Consider the following 17,847-nt stretch of genomic DNA (forward strand, 5'->3'; position numbering starts at 1 on the left):
CAAATCTCGAATCTATTAGAACAAAAAAAGACCCCGGAAAAACCGGAGTCTGATGCTAGCGATAATTCAATTGGTAACCATCTAACCATATATGTAGGTCGGATTGTCCGGATGATTATAATTTGATTACGTTAGCTGCTTGCGGTCCACGCGCGCCTTCGACGATGTCGAATTCTACGGATTGACCTTCTTCCAAAGTTTTGAATCCTTCGGATTGAATTGCGGAGAAATGTACGAATACGTCGCCGCCGTCTTCAGTTTCAATGAAACCGTAACCTTTTTCTGCGTTGAACCATTTTACTTTACCTTGCATGCACTAACATTCCCTTCGTCATCAAATGAAGTGAGGTTGTGTCAAAGACCCTTGCCCACAATTCAGACTATACCATCCAAAGTTATCCATTGTCAATTGGTAAAGTAAATGTTTTCTTGGTATTAAATGTAATGTTTTAAATGACAATAATTACGTCTTTCCTTTTAAACTCTCCACAATCACTGAAATCCCTGAGGTGAGATCTGTTTCTGCTCTCCAACCTAAAGCAAGCATCCCTCTATGATCCGCATAGGAGTCCATGATTTCAGACTCTCGGTATGGCAATGAGCCGAAATCCAGGTTTGTCGATGAAGCTGTAAGCTGATGCGCCAGTTCCACAAACTCTCGAATGGAGATGCTACATCCCCTACCAATCTCAAATTCCGTTATTTCCGACAAAGTTTCCAAGTGATCGATTACGGTTGTATAGGCTTTCGCAACATCTTTCACATACACAAAATCTCGCTTCTGCTCCCCCAGAGTAAGCTGTAAAGACGGCTCCTGAAGCAACGCTCGCATCGTGTTGCTTATGAATTTGTGCTCCTGATCCTTCGGACCGTACACATGTTCCAGTCTCATATTCACATATTTTATCGTATGAGAAGCTGCATATGCCTTCGCCATGCTATCCATGAACTTTTTACTCTTGCTGTAACTATCCAAGTAGGCATATGAACTATGTTGTTCTTTACCAAAAAAAGTATCTGTATTTATAAATGCTTTTGCTTGATACTTCGCTCCCAATTCAAGCAATCGAATGGGGTACTGGATATTGGCCTCCAATTGCTCACTTAATAGCTGATTGCGGCCATACGAGGTAGCCGTATGAATAATAACCTCAACCTGCTGCTTTTGAAATATAGATTCCAAATCACCATAATCCAAATTATACACTTGTGCTACTTCATTTAGCCTAGGACGGATTCTGTATACATCGGATGAGCCTCTTATTATAATGGAGACCTTGTGTCCCTGATCTAGCAACTCTTCGAGTACATGACTTCCTACAAACCCAGTAGCCCCCGTTAAGAGTATTTCCATTTACGTCTCCACCCTTAGCGACTCGAATGTGTATATTCTTCGATTTGTCTCAGACAGACAGCCTTCATCCGCTCGTTCCCCTCATATGCCAAAGTCCACTCGATAATTTTGTCTATGGTCTGCTCCAAATCCCAACGTGGGTACCAATCCAGGTACGCCTTAGCTTTCGAACAGTCCAGTTTTAATTGGTGAGCCTCATGTAGTGTTGAGTCGGGAGCAATTACATATTCCGACTTTTCTCCCCATTTACTACAGAAGGACTTCACAATCCATTCAACGGTCTGTACATCCGCATCATCAGGGCCGAAATTCCATGCTTCTGCTAAATTCTCTCCCTTATACAACCGCTCGGCTAACTCCATATAACCGCTAAGCGGCTCTAGTACATGCTGCCATGGACGAATTGCTTTGGGGTTGCGAATTCTTATCTCCGTACCCTTTAACAAAGATCTGATGATATCAGGCACCAGACGATCTTCTGCCCAATCTCCTCCCCCAATGACATTGCCCGCTCTTGCTGAAGCCAATGCGATCTGGGGTCCTTTCACGCCTTCTTTAAAAAAAGAATTACGGTAAGCAGAGGTAACTAGCTCAGAACATGCCTTACTGCTTGAATATGGATCATGACCTCCTAAAGGCTCATCTTCACGATATCCCCATAACCACTCTTTATTTTCATAGCATTTATCTGTCGTGACATTGACAATAACCTTTACCGTACCGCTTTCTCGAATAGCCTCAAATAAGTGCACGGTCCCCATCACATTGGTCATATACGTATCCACGGGGTTACGGTATGATTCCCTGACTAGCGGCTGAGCTGCCAAATGAAATACGATCTCCGGTTCCGCCTCTTGCATGGATTTCGTAAGATGCGCACTGTCTCTAATATCGCCAATAATACTTCGCTCAATTTCACTCTCGATCTCAGCCACATGAAACAAACTATTGTTATCTTGAGGAAGGAGAGCATATCCGGTCACCCTCGCACCTAGTGATGATAACCAAAGACTAAGCCAGGATCCCTTAAATCCGGTATGGCCTGTGATCAATACCTTTTTCCCGTTCCAAAATGGATGATGTTTCACCATTACTTTACCATCCCCATCTTATTAGTTTCCCACACTTTCCAAGGCGCCCCTGTTTTCCAAAGGTTCTCCAAGTGATTTTTATCACGCAAGGTATCCATCGGTTGCCAAAACCCATCATGCTTATATCCTGCCAGTTCACCATCCCGCGCAAGTTGCTCAAGTGGCTCCTTTTCAAAAAAAGTACCATCACCTTCAATGTAATCGAACACCTCAGGTTGAAGGACAAAGAAACCAGCATTGATCCAAGATCCATCACCAGCGGGTTTCTCCTGAAATCCCCTGACCTCATTATTCGCATTAATATCAAGCGCTCCGAAACGCCCGTTAGGCTGCACTGTGGTCACCGTAGCCAATCGTCCGTGTAATTTATGCTGCTCTACCAAATCCGTAATATTTACATTGGAGACTCCATCTCCATAAGTCAGCATAAATGGTTCGTTCCCAACATACTTTTGTATTTTTTTGACCCGTCCACCTGTCATCGTGTCTATACCTGTATTAGCCAAAGTAACCTTCCAAGGCTCAGCTGTGTGAGTATGTGTCACCAATTGACTATCATTCGTAAAGTCAAAGGTAACGTCGGATTCATGCAAGAAGTAATGAGCAAAATATTCTTTAATATAGTAGCCTTTATAACCCAGACATATGACAAAATCATTATAGCCATAGTAGGAATATTGTTTCATTATATGCCACAAAATCGGCCTTTCCCCTATCTCAATCATAGGCTTCGGTCTCAGATGAGATTCCTCACTGATTCGAGTACCATATCCTCCTGCCAAAATGACTACCTTCATACCTGATCCCCCGAATCTATTTTTTCTCTAGTACAAATGTCCGAATAGTTTTTATCATGTAATCTATCTTTTCTGATGTAAGTCCTGGATAGACTCCTATTAAAAATGTATCGTTCATGATTTTATCTGTATTAGTTAGCTCTCCACTAACTCGATAATTGACTTGTTGGAATGCCGGTTGACGGGTGAGATTACCTGCGAACAGCATACGCGTCTGAATACGATGAGCTTCCAAATGAGCTACGATCTCACTTTTGGTAAAGTTCACTCCATCGCGTACCGTTAGTATAAACCCAAACCAACTGGGGTCCGAATCTCTCGTAGCTCTTGGAAGAATAAAAAATTCCTCCAGATCCTTAAAACCCTCCAAAAGACGACTAAAATTATTTTTACGAGCTTGAGTAAATTTTGGAACCTTTTTCAACTGTTCTACTCCAATAGCTGCCTGCATTTCAGTTACTCGAAGATTATAACCAATATGCGAATACGTGTATTTGTGATCATAACCATAAGGTAAGGAGCCTAATTCCCAGCCAAAGCGTCTATTGCAAGTATTGTCACACCCAGATGGGCACCAGCAATCTCTTCCCCAATCTCTAAATGACTCAACAATGGACTTTAAAAGTGCATTGTTCGTATAAACTGCCCCTCCTTCTCCCATCGTCATATGATGAGGCGGGTAAAAACTGGATGTACCGATATGTCCATGAGTTCCCGTCAATTTACCTTTAAAAGTAGACCCAAGAGCATCACAGTTATCTTCGATAACCCATAAATTGTACTTAGAGGCAATTTCAATCACTTGGTCGAGCTCGAATGGGTTCCCCATCGTATGAGCTATCATAATTGCTTTGGTCTTGGGTGTAATTGCAGCTTCAATCCGATCAACCAAAATGTTATAGGTCCCTAAATCTACATCTACAAATACAGGAACAGCACCATTCTGAACAATAGGTGTCACTGTCGTAGGAAATCCTGCCGCTACCGTAATCACCTCATCTCCAGGCTTGATCTGACGATCTTTCAATTTTGGCGAAGTAAGTGCCGAAAAAGCTAGTAGATTAGCGGAGGAACCCGAGTTGGTCAGGAGCGCATATCTCACTCCCAGGAATTGTGCATACTCTTGCTCAAATCGCCTATTGTACCGACCAGCGGTTAACCAAAAATCCAAAGAAGAGTCTACCAGACTTCTCATTTCTCGTTCATCATATACACGTCCACCATATGGAATCGAGGATGTATCCGGATCAAACGCTTCATCCCGATTTGCATGGAAAAGATCGTAATAGTTTTCTACTTTGGAGAGTATTTCAAGTCGGATTATCTTTTCGAGATAGAATTCATCCAATTCACCAATCGTCACGAGACTATCAGACTTCCATGCGTCTTTATTACGAACGTCCAAATATGACGTTTGACCGAGTACTGACATAGTGAGTACAACAATATTCTTTTCGTCATGCCTCTGCGGGGGATCGAACGTCAATGGATAGACTCCAATCGTATCCTCATTGATCTCAGAAGAAACGACACCATAACTTTCATTTTCTTTTATACGAACAATCTTACCTTGCTTAATCATCTGCACACCCCTTGCACTCTTAGACCCTCATCTTCGATTCATACTACATGTAGACTTGGGATAATATAATCTAGAACCAATATAAATTTCAAAAAATGACTACAGTCTACATGAATTCCGAGTGTAGCTGAAGGTCTGTGAATTCAAACTTCTAATTATTTTAACGGCTTTTGCCGTTAAAATAATTAGAACATATCTTATTTCATTCATTACTTCAAAAAAAATTATACTTAGAGGAGCATATATACATGAAAAAGATAGACTCATTCGAGCTTGCTGAGCAATTAGAGCAAAGACTAGTCGACATGCAAGAATTGATCAACAAAGGACTTGTCGATGATGCCTTCAATGGATATAACTTACTTACAGTGGAGATAGAAGAGAACATTTCAATGATCGACAAGAAGCTCGCGGCTAAAATCTATAGTTCTTTTGCTTATTTTTTGTTCAGCGTATTTGAATACGGATATTTCTATCTCATGCTGATTAAAGCACAGAAGTACGGCTACTCATCGGAAGAGATTGAGTCATTTTTATGGACTGCTTTTATAAAACCAAATCTTTCAGAATTTGAAAGAAACTACGAGGAAAACATTCAATTCCTTCAATCAAATAATAAACTTCATCTTGAAATCACGCCTTCATTTCAGGAGCTTCCTTACTGGATGCTTCCAACAGGAATAGAGAATGAATTTTATCTATATAATAAAGAAAACAAAAAGATTGAAGAACGGACTCTATTATTTCATTATGAGAGTCTTCAGAACCTTCCAACAGTCGATGCCTTGGCAGATTATTTAGTCATAGTCAATTGGAATTGGAGTAACATTTTAACTTGTACACAAGCCATCAAAAGTATTAATAAAAAAAGTTATCTTATAGTAAATGAAATGGGCAAATTTCTCTCTTGCTTGCAGGGTAGCCTTCTGGATCGTACAGTAATTTCAGATGTGGTAGTCACTGACGATATAAACCAACTTGATATTTATTGTGCTGACCCTAGTGTAAGGCTTCCAAGGAATATTATAGATCTTACGCGAAACCAAGTATTAGCCGAAAACTATATCAATCGGTGGCACAATTTTAGGCTTTCAAAAGAGAATAGAGATGGTTCACACATTTTATTAAGTATTTGCATTCCAAGCTATAACCGCGGAAACCGTGCTTATGATAATATATTGGCATTGATGAAATCGTATTATGATGAAGAGATTGAGTTCGTACTATCTAACAACGGAACTGAAAATGATACCAAAAAATACTATACTATAATAAAAGAGTTAGAAGATCCTCGAATAAAATATTATGAATTTGAACAAAACCAAGGCTTCGCAGTAAATTGCTGCAAAGTATGTGAAATAGCCACCGGGAAATTTATATTGTTGCTCAGTGATGAAGATTTGATTGATCTTAACTTCCTACATCTAATTATGAAGAAACTTCACGAATCATCTGACATACTAGCTATACTGAAACCATCTGTATTAAGCCAGATTGAGTTTACTGATGCCATAAAGGCAGCAGGTCAAGAGGCCTTAGAAACCTTTATGCTTACCTCTAACTATATGTCTGGAATTATTCTGAACAATAAGTTACTTAAGCAGCATCAGGGTATTGATTATATAAAATCCAACCCGGAAAACAAGGTATGCTATTATTATCCGCATATGTATTGGGAACTATTACTAGCTCAGTATGGAGCCGTAATCAGTACATCAATTAACCTCATTCAAACAGGGGTAGCAGAAAAAACGAATTTTTCGCAAACAGAAATCAAAAATAGTCAAGTGGAGATTACTCATTATGCTACAATAGAGGGGCGACTAGAGCAGCACGAGGGATTTGCGAAGATCATAAGAGAAATGGAAATCTCTAAAGCTAATTTCAACTTTCATAGACATATGTATTTGAAGCTTTGCATAAAAACATTGCTATTAACCAAATTAGCCATCAACGTATATTACAGCAAAACTGATTTAGATACAGCGGAAATATTCAAGAGAGCTTTTCACTTCATATCTGATTCTGACTTCTACAGGCTCTACGTGAATACTATTGAAGAAGCGTTGGCTGCAGATTCCAAGCAAATCACTTCCTTTTATGAAAAATTGAAAACAGCAGAAATTGAAAATAATTAACCTTCCACCAATTGAAAATTGAGATAAGCCTCTGTTGGATTTAAGACAACAAAGGCTTTTTTTCGAAACCGCTACTAGAACGTTATGTAGACAATGATTGTATCATTGCAGTACCAACTTGATTTACACACAAATCCATACTAGAGAAAAGCGCTTGAAACTCATTCGTATCATACGCTCGATCGGCCAACATTTGCTTCACCGTCAGTTTAAATGCCCTGAACCTGTTCGTGCTATGAAGTGTGAAACTACTAGAAATAAATAAAAAAAGGCCCATGGCCGGATTCGTGTAAAACACACAATGAGAATCCACTATGAGCTACAAACATCAGAGCATAATCGAAACGCAGCAGACTAGATATTCCCCATCAGCCTCAAGGCGATTTGCTGTGAACTGGATCGGGTTCATCTGTCAGGCAGAAAAAGCCCAGAGAGCTTGCGAGTAACGCCTTAAAGCCCCTGTATCTCCTGGCAAATGGTCAGACACTCTGTTTAACTGATTGATCCAACTTTAACTGTGGGGAGCTTAGTACTATTCATCAATGCATTTCCTCTTTAAATTTCTCCTTCATTAATATCTATTTTTCCATCTTTTAAAAGCAAGCACTTCACTTTAACATTTTTCTCAATTTCTCTAAATCTGCTAAGGTATCAACATCAAGATCATATTGCTTATCCATTACATAAGGAATCTTATTATCATTGAGACTAATATCTTGCGTTACAATATCGCTGACTTTATTGATGTAGATAGCACCATTTACTTTATAGTAGATAGGAAGATCTTGTCTTCTGACTGTACTTGATATCTGCAAAAGTGACTCCAGTTTACCTGATTCATTGATTTTTCTCATAAACAACGGATGATCTTCCACTTCTGATACACTAATGATACTAGCATCTTCATGAGCGGCAATAAGACTGATCGCTTCATCGATATGAACGCAACTTCTCATAGGTTGCGTTGGTTGTAACAAAACGACATAATCATAAATTTCATTCTGTGATTGTAAGGAGTGAAGTGTATATTTCAAAACATCTATCGTTTTCGCCTCATCTGTAGCAAGATGCCGGGGCCGCAAGCTTTCAACCTCAACTCCATGGGCCCGGCATACGTCTGCAATCTCAATACTATCTGTAGATACGTATATGCGGTCAATGTACCGAGATTCTAACGCAGCATTAATCGTATACACAATAAGAGGATTTCCATTCACATCCACAATGTTTTTATTTGGAATCCCTTTACTTCCAGCTCTAGCCGGAATAACCGCAACTATTTTCTTATCATGAAACATTAGCTCCCCCTAAATTAAGTCCAAGAACGTTTTTTGAATGTGAGTGTTCCAAATCGCATTTGACTGCAAAATTTTCATGAAACGCTCGGAGCTACCCCCATTCCCGAACAAGTTAGACTGTTTAATCACTCCATGTGGAGGCACAGAAGCTATAGCTTCTAAAATCTTTTGATGTTCTTCTCCCACATGCTGAATCATAAAATCTTGATCAGAAATATATCTTCCAGTCTGTCGATTCCCAACATCAATCGTCGGCGTTCCATATATCCCTGCTTCACGAATGCCAGCACTTGAATTGCCTATAATATATTGAGCGTGCTTTAAAAGCGTTAAAAAATATTCAAATCGAATAGATGGATAAATTATAAAGCGAGGATGGTCTTCCAGTTCTTGATATGCATTAATAATCAGTTCGCTACCCTTATCATTATTCGGATAAATCACTACATAATTATGGCCCGATTGCAATAAAGCTTTCTTAAACTCTTCGACATGCTTGGGTAACAAATCTACTTGCGTTGTAACAGGATGATACATAACAATGCTATATGTGGAAAAAGGAATTTCATAGCGTTGTTTTACTTTTTCCAAAGATGGAAGTGTTTCGGAATACATAATATCAATGTCTGGTGAACCTATAACATAAATGTGTTCACTTTTTTCGCCTAACTGCATAATTCTACGTTTCGATTCTTCATTACTGACAAAATGCAAATGTGCAAACTTGGTAATGGCATGCCGAATGGATTCATCAATCGTACCCGAGACTTCGCCGCCTTCAATATGCGCGACCAAAATATTATTAAATGCTCCTACAATTGCCCCCGCTAGTGCTTCTAAGCGATCCCCATGAACCACAATCAAATCTGGTTTGATTTCAGAAACATAATTACTCAGTCCACTAATGGTATTACTTAGTGTTAAGTCCATAGGAGTACTATGGTTCTGGTTGATAAAGTGGTATACTTGCCGAAATCCATCCTTTTCAATCTCACGCCATGTAGAACCATAACGGGAATGCATATGCATTCCCGTTATAAATAAGTTCAACTCAAAAGCAGGGTCTTGATCAATTTTCATCATTAATGATTTTAATTTGCCATAGTCTGCTCTCGTTCCTGTTAGAAAAACAATTTTTTTCATTCGTTCTCACTCCACATGCGAGACATCGCTAAATTTCAAATGTTCGTCCTGCTGGATGGATCTCGTTACTTTCTTCCCCAATAAATCATTGTAGTGCTCTGCTTTGATTTCCCCTGCACCTGGACGTTTTACCCAGATATTCTGTTCAGTCAATATTTCTCCTTCTTGAATTTCTTTTGTCGTTACCACCGTTGCAAAAGCAAAATCTATGGTTACCTGCTCCTCAGCTACAGCGTTTTTCTCTCCACCACGCATCATAGCAATCTCCTTGGAACCTTGAATAAGCTCTGTTAATTGTTCAGGGTCCATAGAACAAGCAATGTCCGGTCCAGGACGATCGAAGTGATCGGTGAAATGTCTTTCCAAAATGGAGGCACCTAATGCCACTGCTGCTAAACACGCATGGTTGTTTAACGTATGATCGGAAAGTCCGATTACCGCATCTGGAAATTCATCCTGCATCTGACTCATCGCACCAAGTCTGACCAAATGCGCAGGAGTAGGATACACATTCGTACAATGTAATAAAGCATATGGCGTACGATAACGTCTGAATATTTCTACAGATTTTCGGATACTCGCCAAATCATTCATCCCTGTAGAGAGAATAATTGGTTTACCCTTTTGCGCAATATACTCCACTAAAGGATAGTTATTGCACTCGCCTGAACCAATCTTATAAGCAACAACATTCATTCGTTCAAGTCTGTTTACAGCCTCGCGAGAAAAAGGTGTACTGATAAATGTCATTCCCTTTGATTCAACGTATCGCATAAGCTCTCTCTCATCTTCTTCGCTTAACGCACATCGAGCCATAACATCATATATTGATACATCCGTATTTCCGGGAATTACTTTTTTGGCTTCCTGACTCATCTCATCTTCAATAACATGCGTCTGATGCTTGATGATTTCGGCTCCTGCAGAAAAAGCAGCATCTACCATCTCTTTTGCTACAGCAAGGGATCCTTCGTGATTGATGCCAATCTCAGCTATAACTACGGGGTCAAAGTCTGCACCAATCAATCTTTGGTTAATTTGAATATAAGGTTCCATCTAACATTCATCTCCCCTAACTATTCTTGATCGTCTAATTGCTTCAGTCATTATTTCAATAGATTCCGGTATAGAACTAACCATTGCAGTCAATAGTGATCCCAGATGTTCATGCATGAGGTCCGATTTTTTTCGCACATCTTGCTCATTCACAATGATTGGAAGTATTCTATCAAACTCCATCATTGCAACTGGGATAAAGGCTTCAAATATCACATCAAACCATTCTAGATTTGTAAGTGCACTCCATCTTTCTTCAACTTTTCCAAGCAGATCCCAAGCCTTTACTGGCTTTATTCTAGATTGGTCACGTCCTTTGTTTAATAACTTTTTAATTTGTATCGCTTCTTCTTTGGCTACCTGTAGTGCATCGATCAAGAACTCAAGCTTTGCTTCAAACTTAGGTAGTTGAATCAACGGCGAAGCACTGCTCTGATCTAAAAAGCTCTCCAAAAAATCCTCAGACAGTGTCCTCTCACGTGCAAGCTTTTCATATATATCTTGTGCGGATACCCATGCAGCACCTGCAATTTCAGCACCATGTGCCGTAGTATTCACAAATTCAACATCATGGAATAACTCAATCAGTTTTTCTATATCATCTTTCATCAACATCAAACTCAAAGTCGTTTCGTTATACCCACCTTTTACATTCTTCACTTTAAGCTTCTTCTCAGGATGTTCAGACGAACTCACCTCTCCTGCAGTGTGATTCACTCCAGGTGCATAATAACTTCCATTATGGAAAGATAAATCTTGCCCAAAGAGAACAATGCGCTTAGCTCCCAATATAATTGCAGTCTGAATTGCCGTACCTACAACTGTAGTTGTAGAGTGAAGATATTTACGGTTCGTTTCTAAACCTAGAACATATGGCGTGACGGAATCATGATTTAAAAGAGAATAGACCACGCGCTTTTCTCTTTTATTGACAACGCCCTGATAACCTCTAGTCGTTACCATCAAAGGAGTTTGGCTTGCAATCTCCGAAGAGAAAATCTGATCATTAATTTCATTTCCATCTAGTAAGGTGGCCAAGTGAGGCTTGATTTGATTTTTTTGGAAAAACTGAATGCTGGAACCTGAGGCAATGACAATAGCATGATTTTTGATTTTTTTTAACCATTCCAGATCCTCTTGAAGTGATGGACCCGATGCAACAATTACTGCAGTCTCACCAGAGAAACGATTTTCCAAGTCATAAATTTCAGGATATTTACTAAACTCACTAATGTTATACAATGTATTTTCAAACCACAATTTCTTGAAATGCTCGCGTGTATTGTGATTTGTTACAAAAGCAGCATAGTGATTCATAAATTTCTCTCTCGTTTGTTGCAGTTCTTCAATCTCATTTTCAAGATAATATCGTAGTGGAACAAAGGCTAATTCTTCTTGTATATGTGTACTCAGTCTAGAAAACATTAAATTCAGCTGTTTTTCTCCGACAGACAACCATAGTAATCTAGACCATTCTAAAATAGGAGTCAAATCATATTGTTTCATTGCATATTGGAAAGAAAGTTCATTTGGCTCATACACTACAAAAAAGCGATCTGGATATTTTTCAATCAGATCAGAAATGCCAATCCCTTGACCAAATCCATATACAAAAATAATCCCTATATTTTGAACAGAGAGTTCAACAGCTTGCAACCATTGTGCATCATATTCAATATGTTCCTGGATCATCATGCTTCCAATTTCCACATCGCCTTGTAACGTAAGAAGCAATTCTTTAGAGAAATCTTCGTAAAAACGCTCCCTTATTACGGTTATATTCTTATTGTAATTATCCATTTTACCTCGCAATGACATAATCCCATTAAATATGTCGTGTATTTATTAGTTTGAAAATATATTTCCCATCAACTAGAGAATGTCTGCCAATCCCTAAAAAGAGTCCTCTTGTTTTCAGAGAACTCTTGTTTTCAGTCAGTTTCGATGATCAATAAACCAACTATCCGCTGCATATTGCTGTTGGTAAGCATTTAGTTGCTGTTTCGCTGAACCTCGCCGTTGCAACCAGGCTCCGGCTTCATTTTTCAGAAATTCCATTCGTTCGACAATCAGCTTATCAAAATTCAAAATATATTCAATTTGCTCGCGATTTTGTTGAGTCATACGCGCTTTATGACATTGAAATTCATTTACAAGCCTTTCACGGGTTTCCGCGAGCCGAAAAAGTTCTTCCTCCTGCAGTAAATTTAATTGATTGACCGCTTCTTCAGTAACGCGCTGCAGTTCACTTAAGATCTCTTCTGCCGATCTTTGACTCATCACATGCTACCCGCAACAGCCGACTTGCTAACTTCGACCCATGCTTCGCGCAATTCAACAAGATGGGATATAACTTCCTCAGCAGGTCCAACTTGTTTTTTTACATTTGCTTCAATTAATAGAAGAAGCATATATTCATAAATTCGGACTAATTCATTCGAAATTGGGTAATCAAAATTCAGTGAGGAAACTAACTCATGAATAATTGCCTGAGATTTAACCAGGTTATTATTAGCCATTTCATAATCGCGGGAGGTAATTCCTTCAACTCCTGCTTTTGTAAACCGAATCGCACCATCATACAACATAATCAGTAATTTAGGCTTAGATGCCGTCTCCGCTTGTGCTTGCCGATATTTCTGATAAGGTGAATGAATCAAAGTGAAGCCTCCTTTTAAAACGATTAACCAAATAAACTTGATGCTGAGCTGTTGTATTTATTGATCGCTGTCTCCATCGCCGTAAATTTCTTAAAGTAGTTAGTCTCAATATTATTCAGTTTAGATGTAAATTCTGAAATTCGACGATCTAGTGAAGACAGCTGTGTTCCAATTGTACTGCTTGTCATAAAAGAAGCCGTGATGTCACTACTTGAGATTGAAACACCTGCTGTGGTATTCATACTTTTCAGAGCATTGGTGGTAATTTTTTGTAACCGAGCAAGAATACCATCTTTATCAGTAACTTTGTCGCTTGTATATACTTTATCATAATTGGTCGTAAAGACTTCGTTCACGGCATTTGGATTTCTCTCCAGTGCCTCTTTAAGTTTATCGACATCCAGCGTTAACTTCCCTTTGCTTTGATAGTCTCCTGTTGAGATACCCAGACCTTGCAACAGATTAACTTTACCATTACCTGTATCTACATCTCCCATAATCGCAGAACGCATGCTTGAGATAGCCTCTTGCAAAATGCTATCGTTTTTTAACATCCCGCTTTTCGCCTTGTTCGTCCATTCAGTGATTTCGTCTTCTTTCATATCTGCCTTCTGCTCTGAGGTCAGTGGTGCATATTTCGTATAACGTTCCTCAGAAACCTTACTATTCATTAGTGACAGTACTTGATTATAAGAATCAACAAAATCTTTGACAGATTTAACTATTGCATCCGTATCTTTGCTTACTGTAACATTTGCCTCGCTGCCTGCTGCAGTCGTTGTATTCAGAGTTAGTGTGACACCGTTAATTGTGAACGTATTGGACGTTTTCTCCATGCTCAAACCATTCACCGTAACCTCTGCATTTTGGGCTTTTTTAACAGTACCATCTGTTGGGTCTGCCCAGAAGATATCTTTCAATTTGCTATCAATATTCAAACTATTATTATCAGGAGCCAAATTATTTGTGAATAATTTCCCGTCTGTACCAGTGGCCGTAGCTGTGAGTGACAGACCACTCGTTGCGTCATAAATCGCAGTAACTCCTGTTGCTGAATTATTATTAATCTTTGAAACCAATGTAGCTATAGTGTCACTCTCGTCAATTGATATTGTCGATCCTCCAACCTGTAGAGAAGATCCGCTTGTAAGCCCCAAATCAGTCAATTTTGTATTTTCCGATTTACCACTCTGCCCAGTCAATATAACATTAGCAGCCGTAGCCAGTTTAGTCACACCTACTGTCATACTCCCGCTCGCTGTTGCAGAGGCAGTAGCGGTCACCGCTGTTGTATTCCCCGTCACGGTAGATTTTTGTGCATTTAACGATGATGCTTTACTGAACGTATCCTTGATTTTATCTTGCAAAAAAGTCACCATTTTAGTACTAACTTCCCGATAACTTTCTCTTTTCCAATCAAGCAGTTGCCTCTGTTGATTCATTTTATTCAGAGGTACCTTTTCTGCTTGCATAAGCTTTTGAACCATCGTATCGATGTCCAAACCTGAGGCCAAACCTGTTAAACGCATTACCATATTTATTCCCTCCTAGATACGTTCATCAATCAATATACCTGCATGTTCAAGCATATTGGCGACAACATCCAATATTTTTTCCGACGGAATTTCGCGTATTACATCGCCGGTTTCTTGATTTTTCACTTTAATCATGATGGCATGTGTCGTATCATGTACAGAAATCTCCAATGTTTTCTGTGGGCCTTGAATTGCACGAATGGCACGTTCCAGATCTTTCATGGTCTGTTCCCGATCTTGGGCAATTTGAGAGATAGATGTTCGGGGAGCAGATACACTTAAATTAACATCTTGTGGTTTTGAATTTCCTTCAGATACATATCGTGTTGCTTTTACATACGAAGATGAATTCGGTCCTAAGGGATTTGGGGTTGCATTTGTACTCATCCTATTCCTCCCGTTCTCTTCTTAAACTTCTTCAATTCTATTACCTTATATATCGGCATTGCTCTATCATTACTTTATGTATTCTCAAAAATAAAGAGCCCTGCATATGCAGGACTCCAAAAAAATCAATAATAGCTCTTGTAAGCCAGTGATTAACGAAGCAAGGACAGAACGCCTTGTGGCGCTTGGTTTGCTTGTGCCAGCATCGATTGCGAAGCTTGCAAAAGGATGTTGTTTTTGGACAGAGCAACCATTTCTTTTGCCATGTCAGTGTCACGAATACGGGATTCGGAAGCTGTCAGGTTTTCAACAGTTGTGCCCAAGTTATTGGACGTGTATTCCAAACGGTTTTGGATCGCACCCAAGTTACCGCGTTGAGTCGATACTTTGGAGATTGCATTTGTAATGCTGGACAGCGTTGTAGCAGAGTTCAGAGCGCTGAATCCACTTGTGCTGATTTGTTTAATGTCGATTTTGAAAGCTGCATCATCGGCTTGAATAGAGATGCTAGTTGTACCTTTGATTGCGATACCATTAAACTTCGTGTTTGACATGATCGCATCAATTTGAGTTCCCAGTTGTGTCAACTCGGCATTGATGTTACCTTTGTCGCCAGATGTATAAGTACCGTTTTCTTTTTGTACGTTCAGTTCTTTCATACGAGTCAGCATGGAGGATACTTCGTTCATTGCACCCTCAGCTGTTTGTGCGAATGAAATTCCGTCTTGAACGTTACGTTGCGCTTGCTCCAAACCACGGATTTGACCACGCATTTTTTCGGAAATTGCCAGACCTGCTGCATCATCAGCCGCACGGTTGATCTTCAGACCGGAAGACAGCTTCTCCATGTTTTTGCTTGATGCCGCTTGGTTCAGACCCATGTTACGGTGTGTATTAACAGCAGAAATATTGTGATTGATAATCATTGTTTATTTCCTCCTTGAAATAGTTATATGCCCACATCCATGTGGTATTAGCGTCTTCACAGGTCGGCCGCCCTGAAGATTACCGCTCTAATATATATATCGACGTCATGGTATAAATTGTTTATAGTTCTTTTAATTTTTTTCTACTTTTTCTTCAAAACTTTTAATTTGATGTGAATATTACAAGGTTATTCAATCAACTTTCCAAATCCGTTTATGGTTTTCTGCAACGTATCTAAATTCATAACTGCATTTTGATTATTTTCTTGAATTGCATCGAGTACTTCTTTACGATAAATATCAATATCTTTTGGAGCTGCTATTCCAAGTTTGACGTGCTCCCCATCTACAGAAAGTACTGTCAGTACAATATTATCCGAAATCACAATGGATTCACCCTTCTTGCGCGTAAGTACAAGCATCAGATGTCACCATCCTTATTTTCAGAATCATTATCTCTCCATAATGCATGTTTTGTTATATATTCTGTATTTTGCAATACAATTTGTTTACCTAAATTATTCTGCTTATTTAGTACAATGGGTGCCAGCAAGTTAGCAGTAGAGTTTTTTATTTCATCATAAAGAGTGACAATACAGCGAACCAAGATGTCACTTCGATCAATAACACTGAGTTCATTAATATTTTCTGGAGAGAGTTCAAATTCGTAATTCGAATGAAAATCGAAAGGGTTTACTGTTACAAAGGCAACAGCCGGCTCTTCGACTGAACTGAATAAGCTGAACACCTCATCATGTTGCTGTAAAGTAAAAGATCTCAGCTCTTCAAAACCTGGTATTCCTTTAGGAAGGGTATATATTTCTTTTGCTATCTGTTCTTCAGTTGAGTCTAAATTATTCTGCTGATTCATTTGTCCATCCTCCTAAACTATTAAAAAAGCTATGGAGCATCCATGTCCATAGCTTACTGCTTATATATAATTAAAATCAAACATTATCTCATAAAGTCCATCAAAGATGGTTGCATGATCTGAGCAGACGATTTAAGAGCTGCTTGATAGATCGTCTGTGCAGAGGTAGCCTGTATCATTAGACTTGCCACATCCGCGTCTTCTGTTTTTGATTGCAATGTTGTAAAGTTCAAATTCTGATCATCCAGGCGATTTTGAACCAATTCGATCCGGTTGGTTCTAGCCCCAACCTCCGAGAGACACGCCTGCATTTTGGTTGAACGGGATTCAATGTTCTGTAGTTGTTGCTGTACCCCCGCTTGATTCCCGCTATTTAACGCAGCTGAAAGATTATCGATGATTTTGAAAACATTATTGTCCTCATCCTTATTACCAAAAAAATCTGAACCAGAGGTATTAATTCGGAATGTGACCTGCTCACTAATGGAATACATTACTCCTTGTGAATCTGTCTCCACATCCGCATAGTCCGTTATTGTTCCAGATAATTCATACGGTGCCTTGTCATAGGTTTGGCCATTGAAAATAAACTTCCCACGGATTTGAGTATTACCGATATCCACTAGGTGCTTTTTCAATTCCACTATTTCAAGATTAACCGCCTCCAGATCAGAATCAGCCAAGGTTCCATTGGATCCTTGAACCGCCAGTTCTTTTAGCCTTTTCATCACATCACTGGCTTGCTGCATATTCGAATCCGTCGCATCAAGCCAGCTCACAGCCGCATCCGTATTGGTCTGATATTGTTCATTTGCTGCCAAATCTGCTCTATAACGAAGAGCATATGTTACGCCAACGGGATCATCAGAAGGTTTATTAATTTTACGACCGGTGGAGATTTGGTTGGACATTGTATCCATACGGTTCAGGTTGCGGTTCAGGTTACTCAGCATCTGAGTGCTCATCATACCTGAGGTTACGCGAATAGCCATTATTAATTTCCCCTTTC

Annotated in this window: 18 protein-coding genes; 1 reads left to right on the forward strand and 17 read right to left on the reverse strand. The window is 39.4% G+C overall.

What is annotated here, in order from left to right; genetic code table 11:
• Nucleotides 1-115: 115 nt before the first annotated feature.
• The 5 genes from AC3ITG_RS28890 to rfbH all read right to left on the reverse strand — a co-directional run bounded on the left by AC3ITG_RS28890 (nucleotide 116) and on the right by rfbH (nucleotide 4,824).
• Nucleotides 116-313 carry a cold shock domain-containing protein gene (locus tag AC3ITG_RS28890; RefSeq protein ID WP_024631599.1) on the reverse strand — a complete coding sequence of 66 codons (198 nt, stop codon included), beginning with the start codon at nucleotides 311-313 and terminating at the stop codon, nucleotides 116-118.
• Nucleotides 314-463: 150 nt separating this feature from the next.
• Nucleotides 464-1,354, reverse strand: coding sequence for an NAD-dependent epimerase/dehydratase family protein (locus AC3ITG_RS28895; protein ID WP_489252044.1), 891 nt, complete (start codon nucleotides 1,352-1,354; stop codon nucleotides 464-466).
• Between the two features lie 14 nt (nucleotides 1,355-1,368).
• Nucleotides 1,369-2,445, reverse strand: a complete 1,077-nt coding sequence (gene rfbG, locus AC3ITG_RS28900; RefSeq protein WP_489252045.1) for a CDP-glucose 4,6-dehydratase — start codon at nucleotides 2,443-2,445, stop codon at nucleotides 1,369-1,371.
• A complete protein-coding gene (gene rfbF, locus AC3ITG_RS28905; protein ID WP_489252046.1) occupies nucleotides 2,445-3,242 on the reverse strand; it encodes a glucose-1-phosphate cytidylyltransferase in 798 nt (265 codons plus the stop codon). The genes rfbG and rfbF overlap by 1 nt, the downstream gene beginning before the upstream one ends.
• Nucleotides 3,243-3,258: 16 nt before the next feature.
• The gene (gene rfbH / locus AC3ITG_RS28910) at nucleotides 3,259-4,824 is read right to left on the reverse strand and encodes a lipopolysaccharide biosynthesis protein RfbH (RefSeq protein WP_489252047.1); all 1,566 of its coding nucleotides are present in this window, start codon (nucleotides 4,822-4,824) and stop codon (nucleotides 3,259-3,261) included.
• Between the two features lie 248 nt (nucleotides 4,825-5,072).
• Between rfbH and AC3ITG_RS28915 the strand changes: the two genes are divergently transcribed.
• Nucleotides 5,073-6,962, forward strand: a complete 1,890-nt coding sequence (locus AC3ITG_RS28915) for a glycosyltransferase family 2 protein (RefSeq protein WP_489252048.1) — start codon at nucleotides 5,073-5,075, stop codon at nucleotides 6,960-6,962.
• A gap of 608 nt (nucleotides 6,963-7,570) precedes the next feature.
• Here AC3ITG_RS28915 and AC3ITG_RS28920 read toward each other — a convergent pair.
• The 12 genes from AC3ITG_RS28920 to flgL form a co-directional block, all read right to left on the reverse strand.
• On the reverse strand, nucleotides 7,571-8,260 hold the full coding sequence (locus tag AC3ITG_RS28920; protein WP_489252049.1) for an acylneuraminate cytidylyltransferase family protein: 690 nt from the start codon (nucleotides 8,258-8,260) through the stop codon (nucleotides 7,571-7,573).
• Between the two features lie 9 nt (nucleotides 8,261-8,269).
• On the reverse strand, nucleotides 8,270-9,403 hold the full coding sequence (gene neuC, locus AC3ITG_RS28925; protein ID WP_489252050.1) for a UDP-N-acetylglucosamine 2-epimerase: 1,134 nt from the start codon (nucleotides 9,401-9,403) through the stop codon (nucleotides 8,270-8,272).
• Between the two features lie 6 nt (nucleotides 9,404-9,409).
• On the reverse strand, nucleotides 9,410-10,459 hold the full coding sequence (gene neuB, locus AC3ITG_RS28930; RefSeq protein WP_064641929.1) for an N-acetylneuraminate synthase: 1,050 nt from the start codon (nucleotides 10,457-10,459) through the stop codon (nucleotides 9,410-9,412).
• The gene (locus AC3ITG_RS28935; RefSeq protein ID WP_489252051.1) at nucleotides 10,460-12,259 is read right to left on the reverse strand and encodes a motility associated factor glycosyltransferase family protein; all 1,800 of its coding nucleotides are present in this window, start codon (nucleotides 12,257-12,259) and stop codon (nucleotides 10,460-10,462) included. It lies immediately after the preceding gene.
• Between the two features lie 135 nt (nucleotides 12,260-12,394).
• Nucleotides 12,395-12,739, reverse strand: coding sequence for a hypothetical protein (locus AC3ITG_RS28940; RefSeq protein WP_489252052.1), 345 nt, complete (start codon nucleotides 12,737-12,739; stop codon nucleotides 12,395-12,397).
• Nucleotides 12,739-13,119 (reverse strand): flagellar export chaperone FliS, encoded by a 381-nt coding sequence (gene fliS / locus AC3ITG_RS28945; protein WP_489252053.1) that lies wholly within the window; start codon nucleotides 13,117-13,119, stop codon nucleotides 12,739-12,741. Before fliS ends, AC3ITG_RS28940 begins: the two co-directional genes overlap by 1 nt.
• Before the next feature lie 23 nt (nucleotides 13,120-13,142).
• Nucleotides 13,143-14,654 (reverse strand): flagellar filament capping protein FliD, encoded by a 1,512-nt coding sequence (fliD, locus tag AC3ITG_RS28950; RefSeq protein ID WP_489252054.1) that lies wholly within the window; start codon nucleotides 14,652-14,654, stop codon nucleotides 13,143-13,145.
• A 12-nt stretch (nucleotides 14,655-14,666) separates the two neighbouring features.
• Complete coding sequence (locus tag AC3ITG_RS28955) at nucleotides 14,667-15,041, reverse strand: flagellar protein FlaG (protein WP_489252055.1); 375 nt, start codon at nucleotides 15,039-15,041, stop codon at nucleotides 14,667-14,669.
• Between the two features lie 152 nt (nucleotides 15,042-15,193).
• Nucleotides 15,194-15,967: a flagellin N-terminal helical domain-containing protein gene (locus AC3ITG_RS28960; protein WP_489252056.1), complete on the reverse strand. Its 774-nt coding sequence runs from the start codon at nucleotides 15,965-15,967 to the stop codon at nucleotides 15,194-15,196.
• 188 nt (nucleotides 15,968-16,155) lie between these two features.
• Nucleotides 16,156-16,389 carry a carbon storage regulator CsrA gene (csrA, locus tag AC3ITG_RS28965; RefSeq protein ID WP_064641923.1) on the reverse strand — a complete coding sequence of 78 codons (234 nt, stop codon included), beginning with the start codon at nucleotides 16,387-16,389 and terminating at the stop codon, nucleotides 16,156-16,158.
• Nucleotides 16,389-16,838, reverse strand: a complete 450-nt coding sequence (fliW, locus tag AC3ITG_RS28970; RefSeq protein WP_489252057.1) for a flagellar assembly protein FliW — start codon at nucleotides 16,836-16,838, stop codon at nucleotides 16,389-16,391. Before fliW ends, csrA begins: the two co-directional genes overlap by 1 nt.
• An 83-nt stretch (nucleotides 16,839-16,921) precedes the next feature.
• The gene (gene flgL / locus AC3ITG_RS28975) at nucleotides 16,922-17,830 is read right to left on the reverse strand and encodes a flagellar hook-associated protein FlgL (protein WP_489252058.1); all 909 of its coding nucleotides are present in this window, start codon (nucleotides 17,828-17,830) and stop codon (nucleotides 16,922-16,924) included.
• Nucleotides 17,831-17,847: the final 17 nt, after the last annotated feature.

The sequence above is a fragment of the Paenibacillus sp. GL_099_B genome, assembly GCF_057835695.1.

What these genes read in the sequence shown, in the direction of transcription:
- AC3ITG_RS28890 (WP_024631599.1), bottom strand. Translation starts at nt 313, where the DNA reads ATGCAAGGTAAAGTAAAATGGTTCAACGCAGAAAAAGGTTACGGTTTC.
- AC3ITG_RS28895 (WP_489252044.1), bottom strand. Translation starts at nt 1,354, where the DNA reads ATGGAAATACTCTTAACGGGGGCTACTGGGTTTGTAGGAAGTCATGTA.
- rfbG (WP_489252045.1), bottom strand. Translation starts at nt 2,445, where the DNA reads ATGGTGAAACATCATCCATTTTGGAACGGGAAAAAGGTATTGATCACA.
- rfbF (WP_489252046.1), bottom strand. Translation starts at nt 3,242, where the DNA reads ATGAAGGTAGTCATTTTGGCAGGAGGATATGGTACTCGAATCAGTGAG.
- rfbH (WP_489252047.1), bottom strand. Translation starts at nt 4,824, where the DNA reads ATGATTAAGCAAGGTAAGATTGTTCGTATAAAAGAAAATGAAAGTTAT.
- AC3ITG_RS28915 (WP_489252048.1), top strand. Translation starts at nt 5,073, where the DNA reads ATGAAAAAGATAGACTCATTCGAGCTTGCTGAGCAATTAGAGCAAAGA.
- AC3ITG_RS28920 (WP_489252049.1), bottom strand. Translation starts at nt 8,260, where the DNA reads ATGTTTCATGATAAGAAAATAGTTGCGGTTATTCCGGCTAGAGCTGGA.
- neuC (WP_489252050.1), bottom strand. Translation starts at nt 9,403, where the DNA reads ATGAAAAAAATTGTTTTTCTAACAGGAACGAGAGCAGACTATGGCAAA.
- neuB (WP_064641929.1), bottom strand. Translation starts at nt 10,459, where the DNA reads ATGGAACCTTATATTCAAATTAACCAAAGATTGATTGGTGCAGACTTT.
- AC3ITG_RS28935 (WP_489252051.1), bottom strand. Translation starts at nt 12,259, where the DNA reads ATGGATAATTACAATAAGAATATAACCGTAATAAGGGAGCGTTTTTAC.
- AC3ITG_RS28940 (WP_489252052.1), bottom strand. Translation starts at nt 12,739, where the DNA reads ATGAGTCAAAGATCGGCAGAAGAGATCTTAAGTGAACTGCAGCGCGTT.
- fliD (WP_489252054.1), bottom strand. Translation starts at nt 14,654, where the DNA reads ATGGTAATGCGTTTAACAGGTTTGGCCTCAGGTTTGGACATCGATACG.
- AC3ITG_RS28955 (WP_489252055.1), bottom strand. Translation starts at nt 15,041, where the DNA reads ATGAGTACAAATGCAACCCCAAATCCCTTAGGACCGAATTCATCTTCG.
- AC3ITG_RS28960 (WP_489252056.1), bottom strand. Translation starts at nt 15,967, where the DNA reads ATGATTATCAATCACAATATTTCTGCTGTTAATACACACCGTAACATG.
- csrA (WP_064641923.1), bottom strand. Translation starts at nt 16,389, where the DNA reads ATGCTTGTACTTACGCGCAAGAAGGGTGAATCCATTGTGATTTCGGAT.
- fliW (WP_489252057.1), bottom strand. Translation starts at nt 16,838, where the DNA reads ATGAATCAGCAGAATAATTTAGACTCAACTGAAGAACAGATAGCAAAA.
- flgL (WP_489252058.1), bottom strand. Translation starts at nt 17,830, where the DNA reads ATGGCTATTCGCGTAACCTCAGGTATGATGAGCACTCAGATGCTGAGT.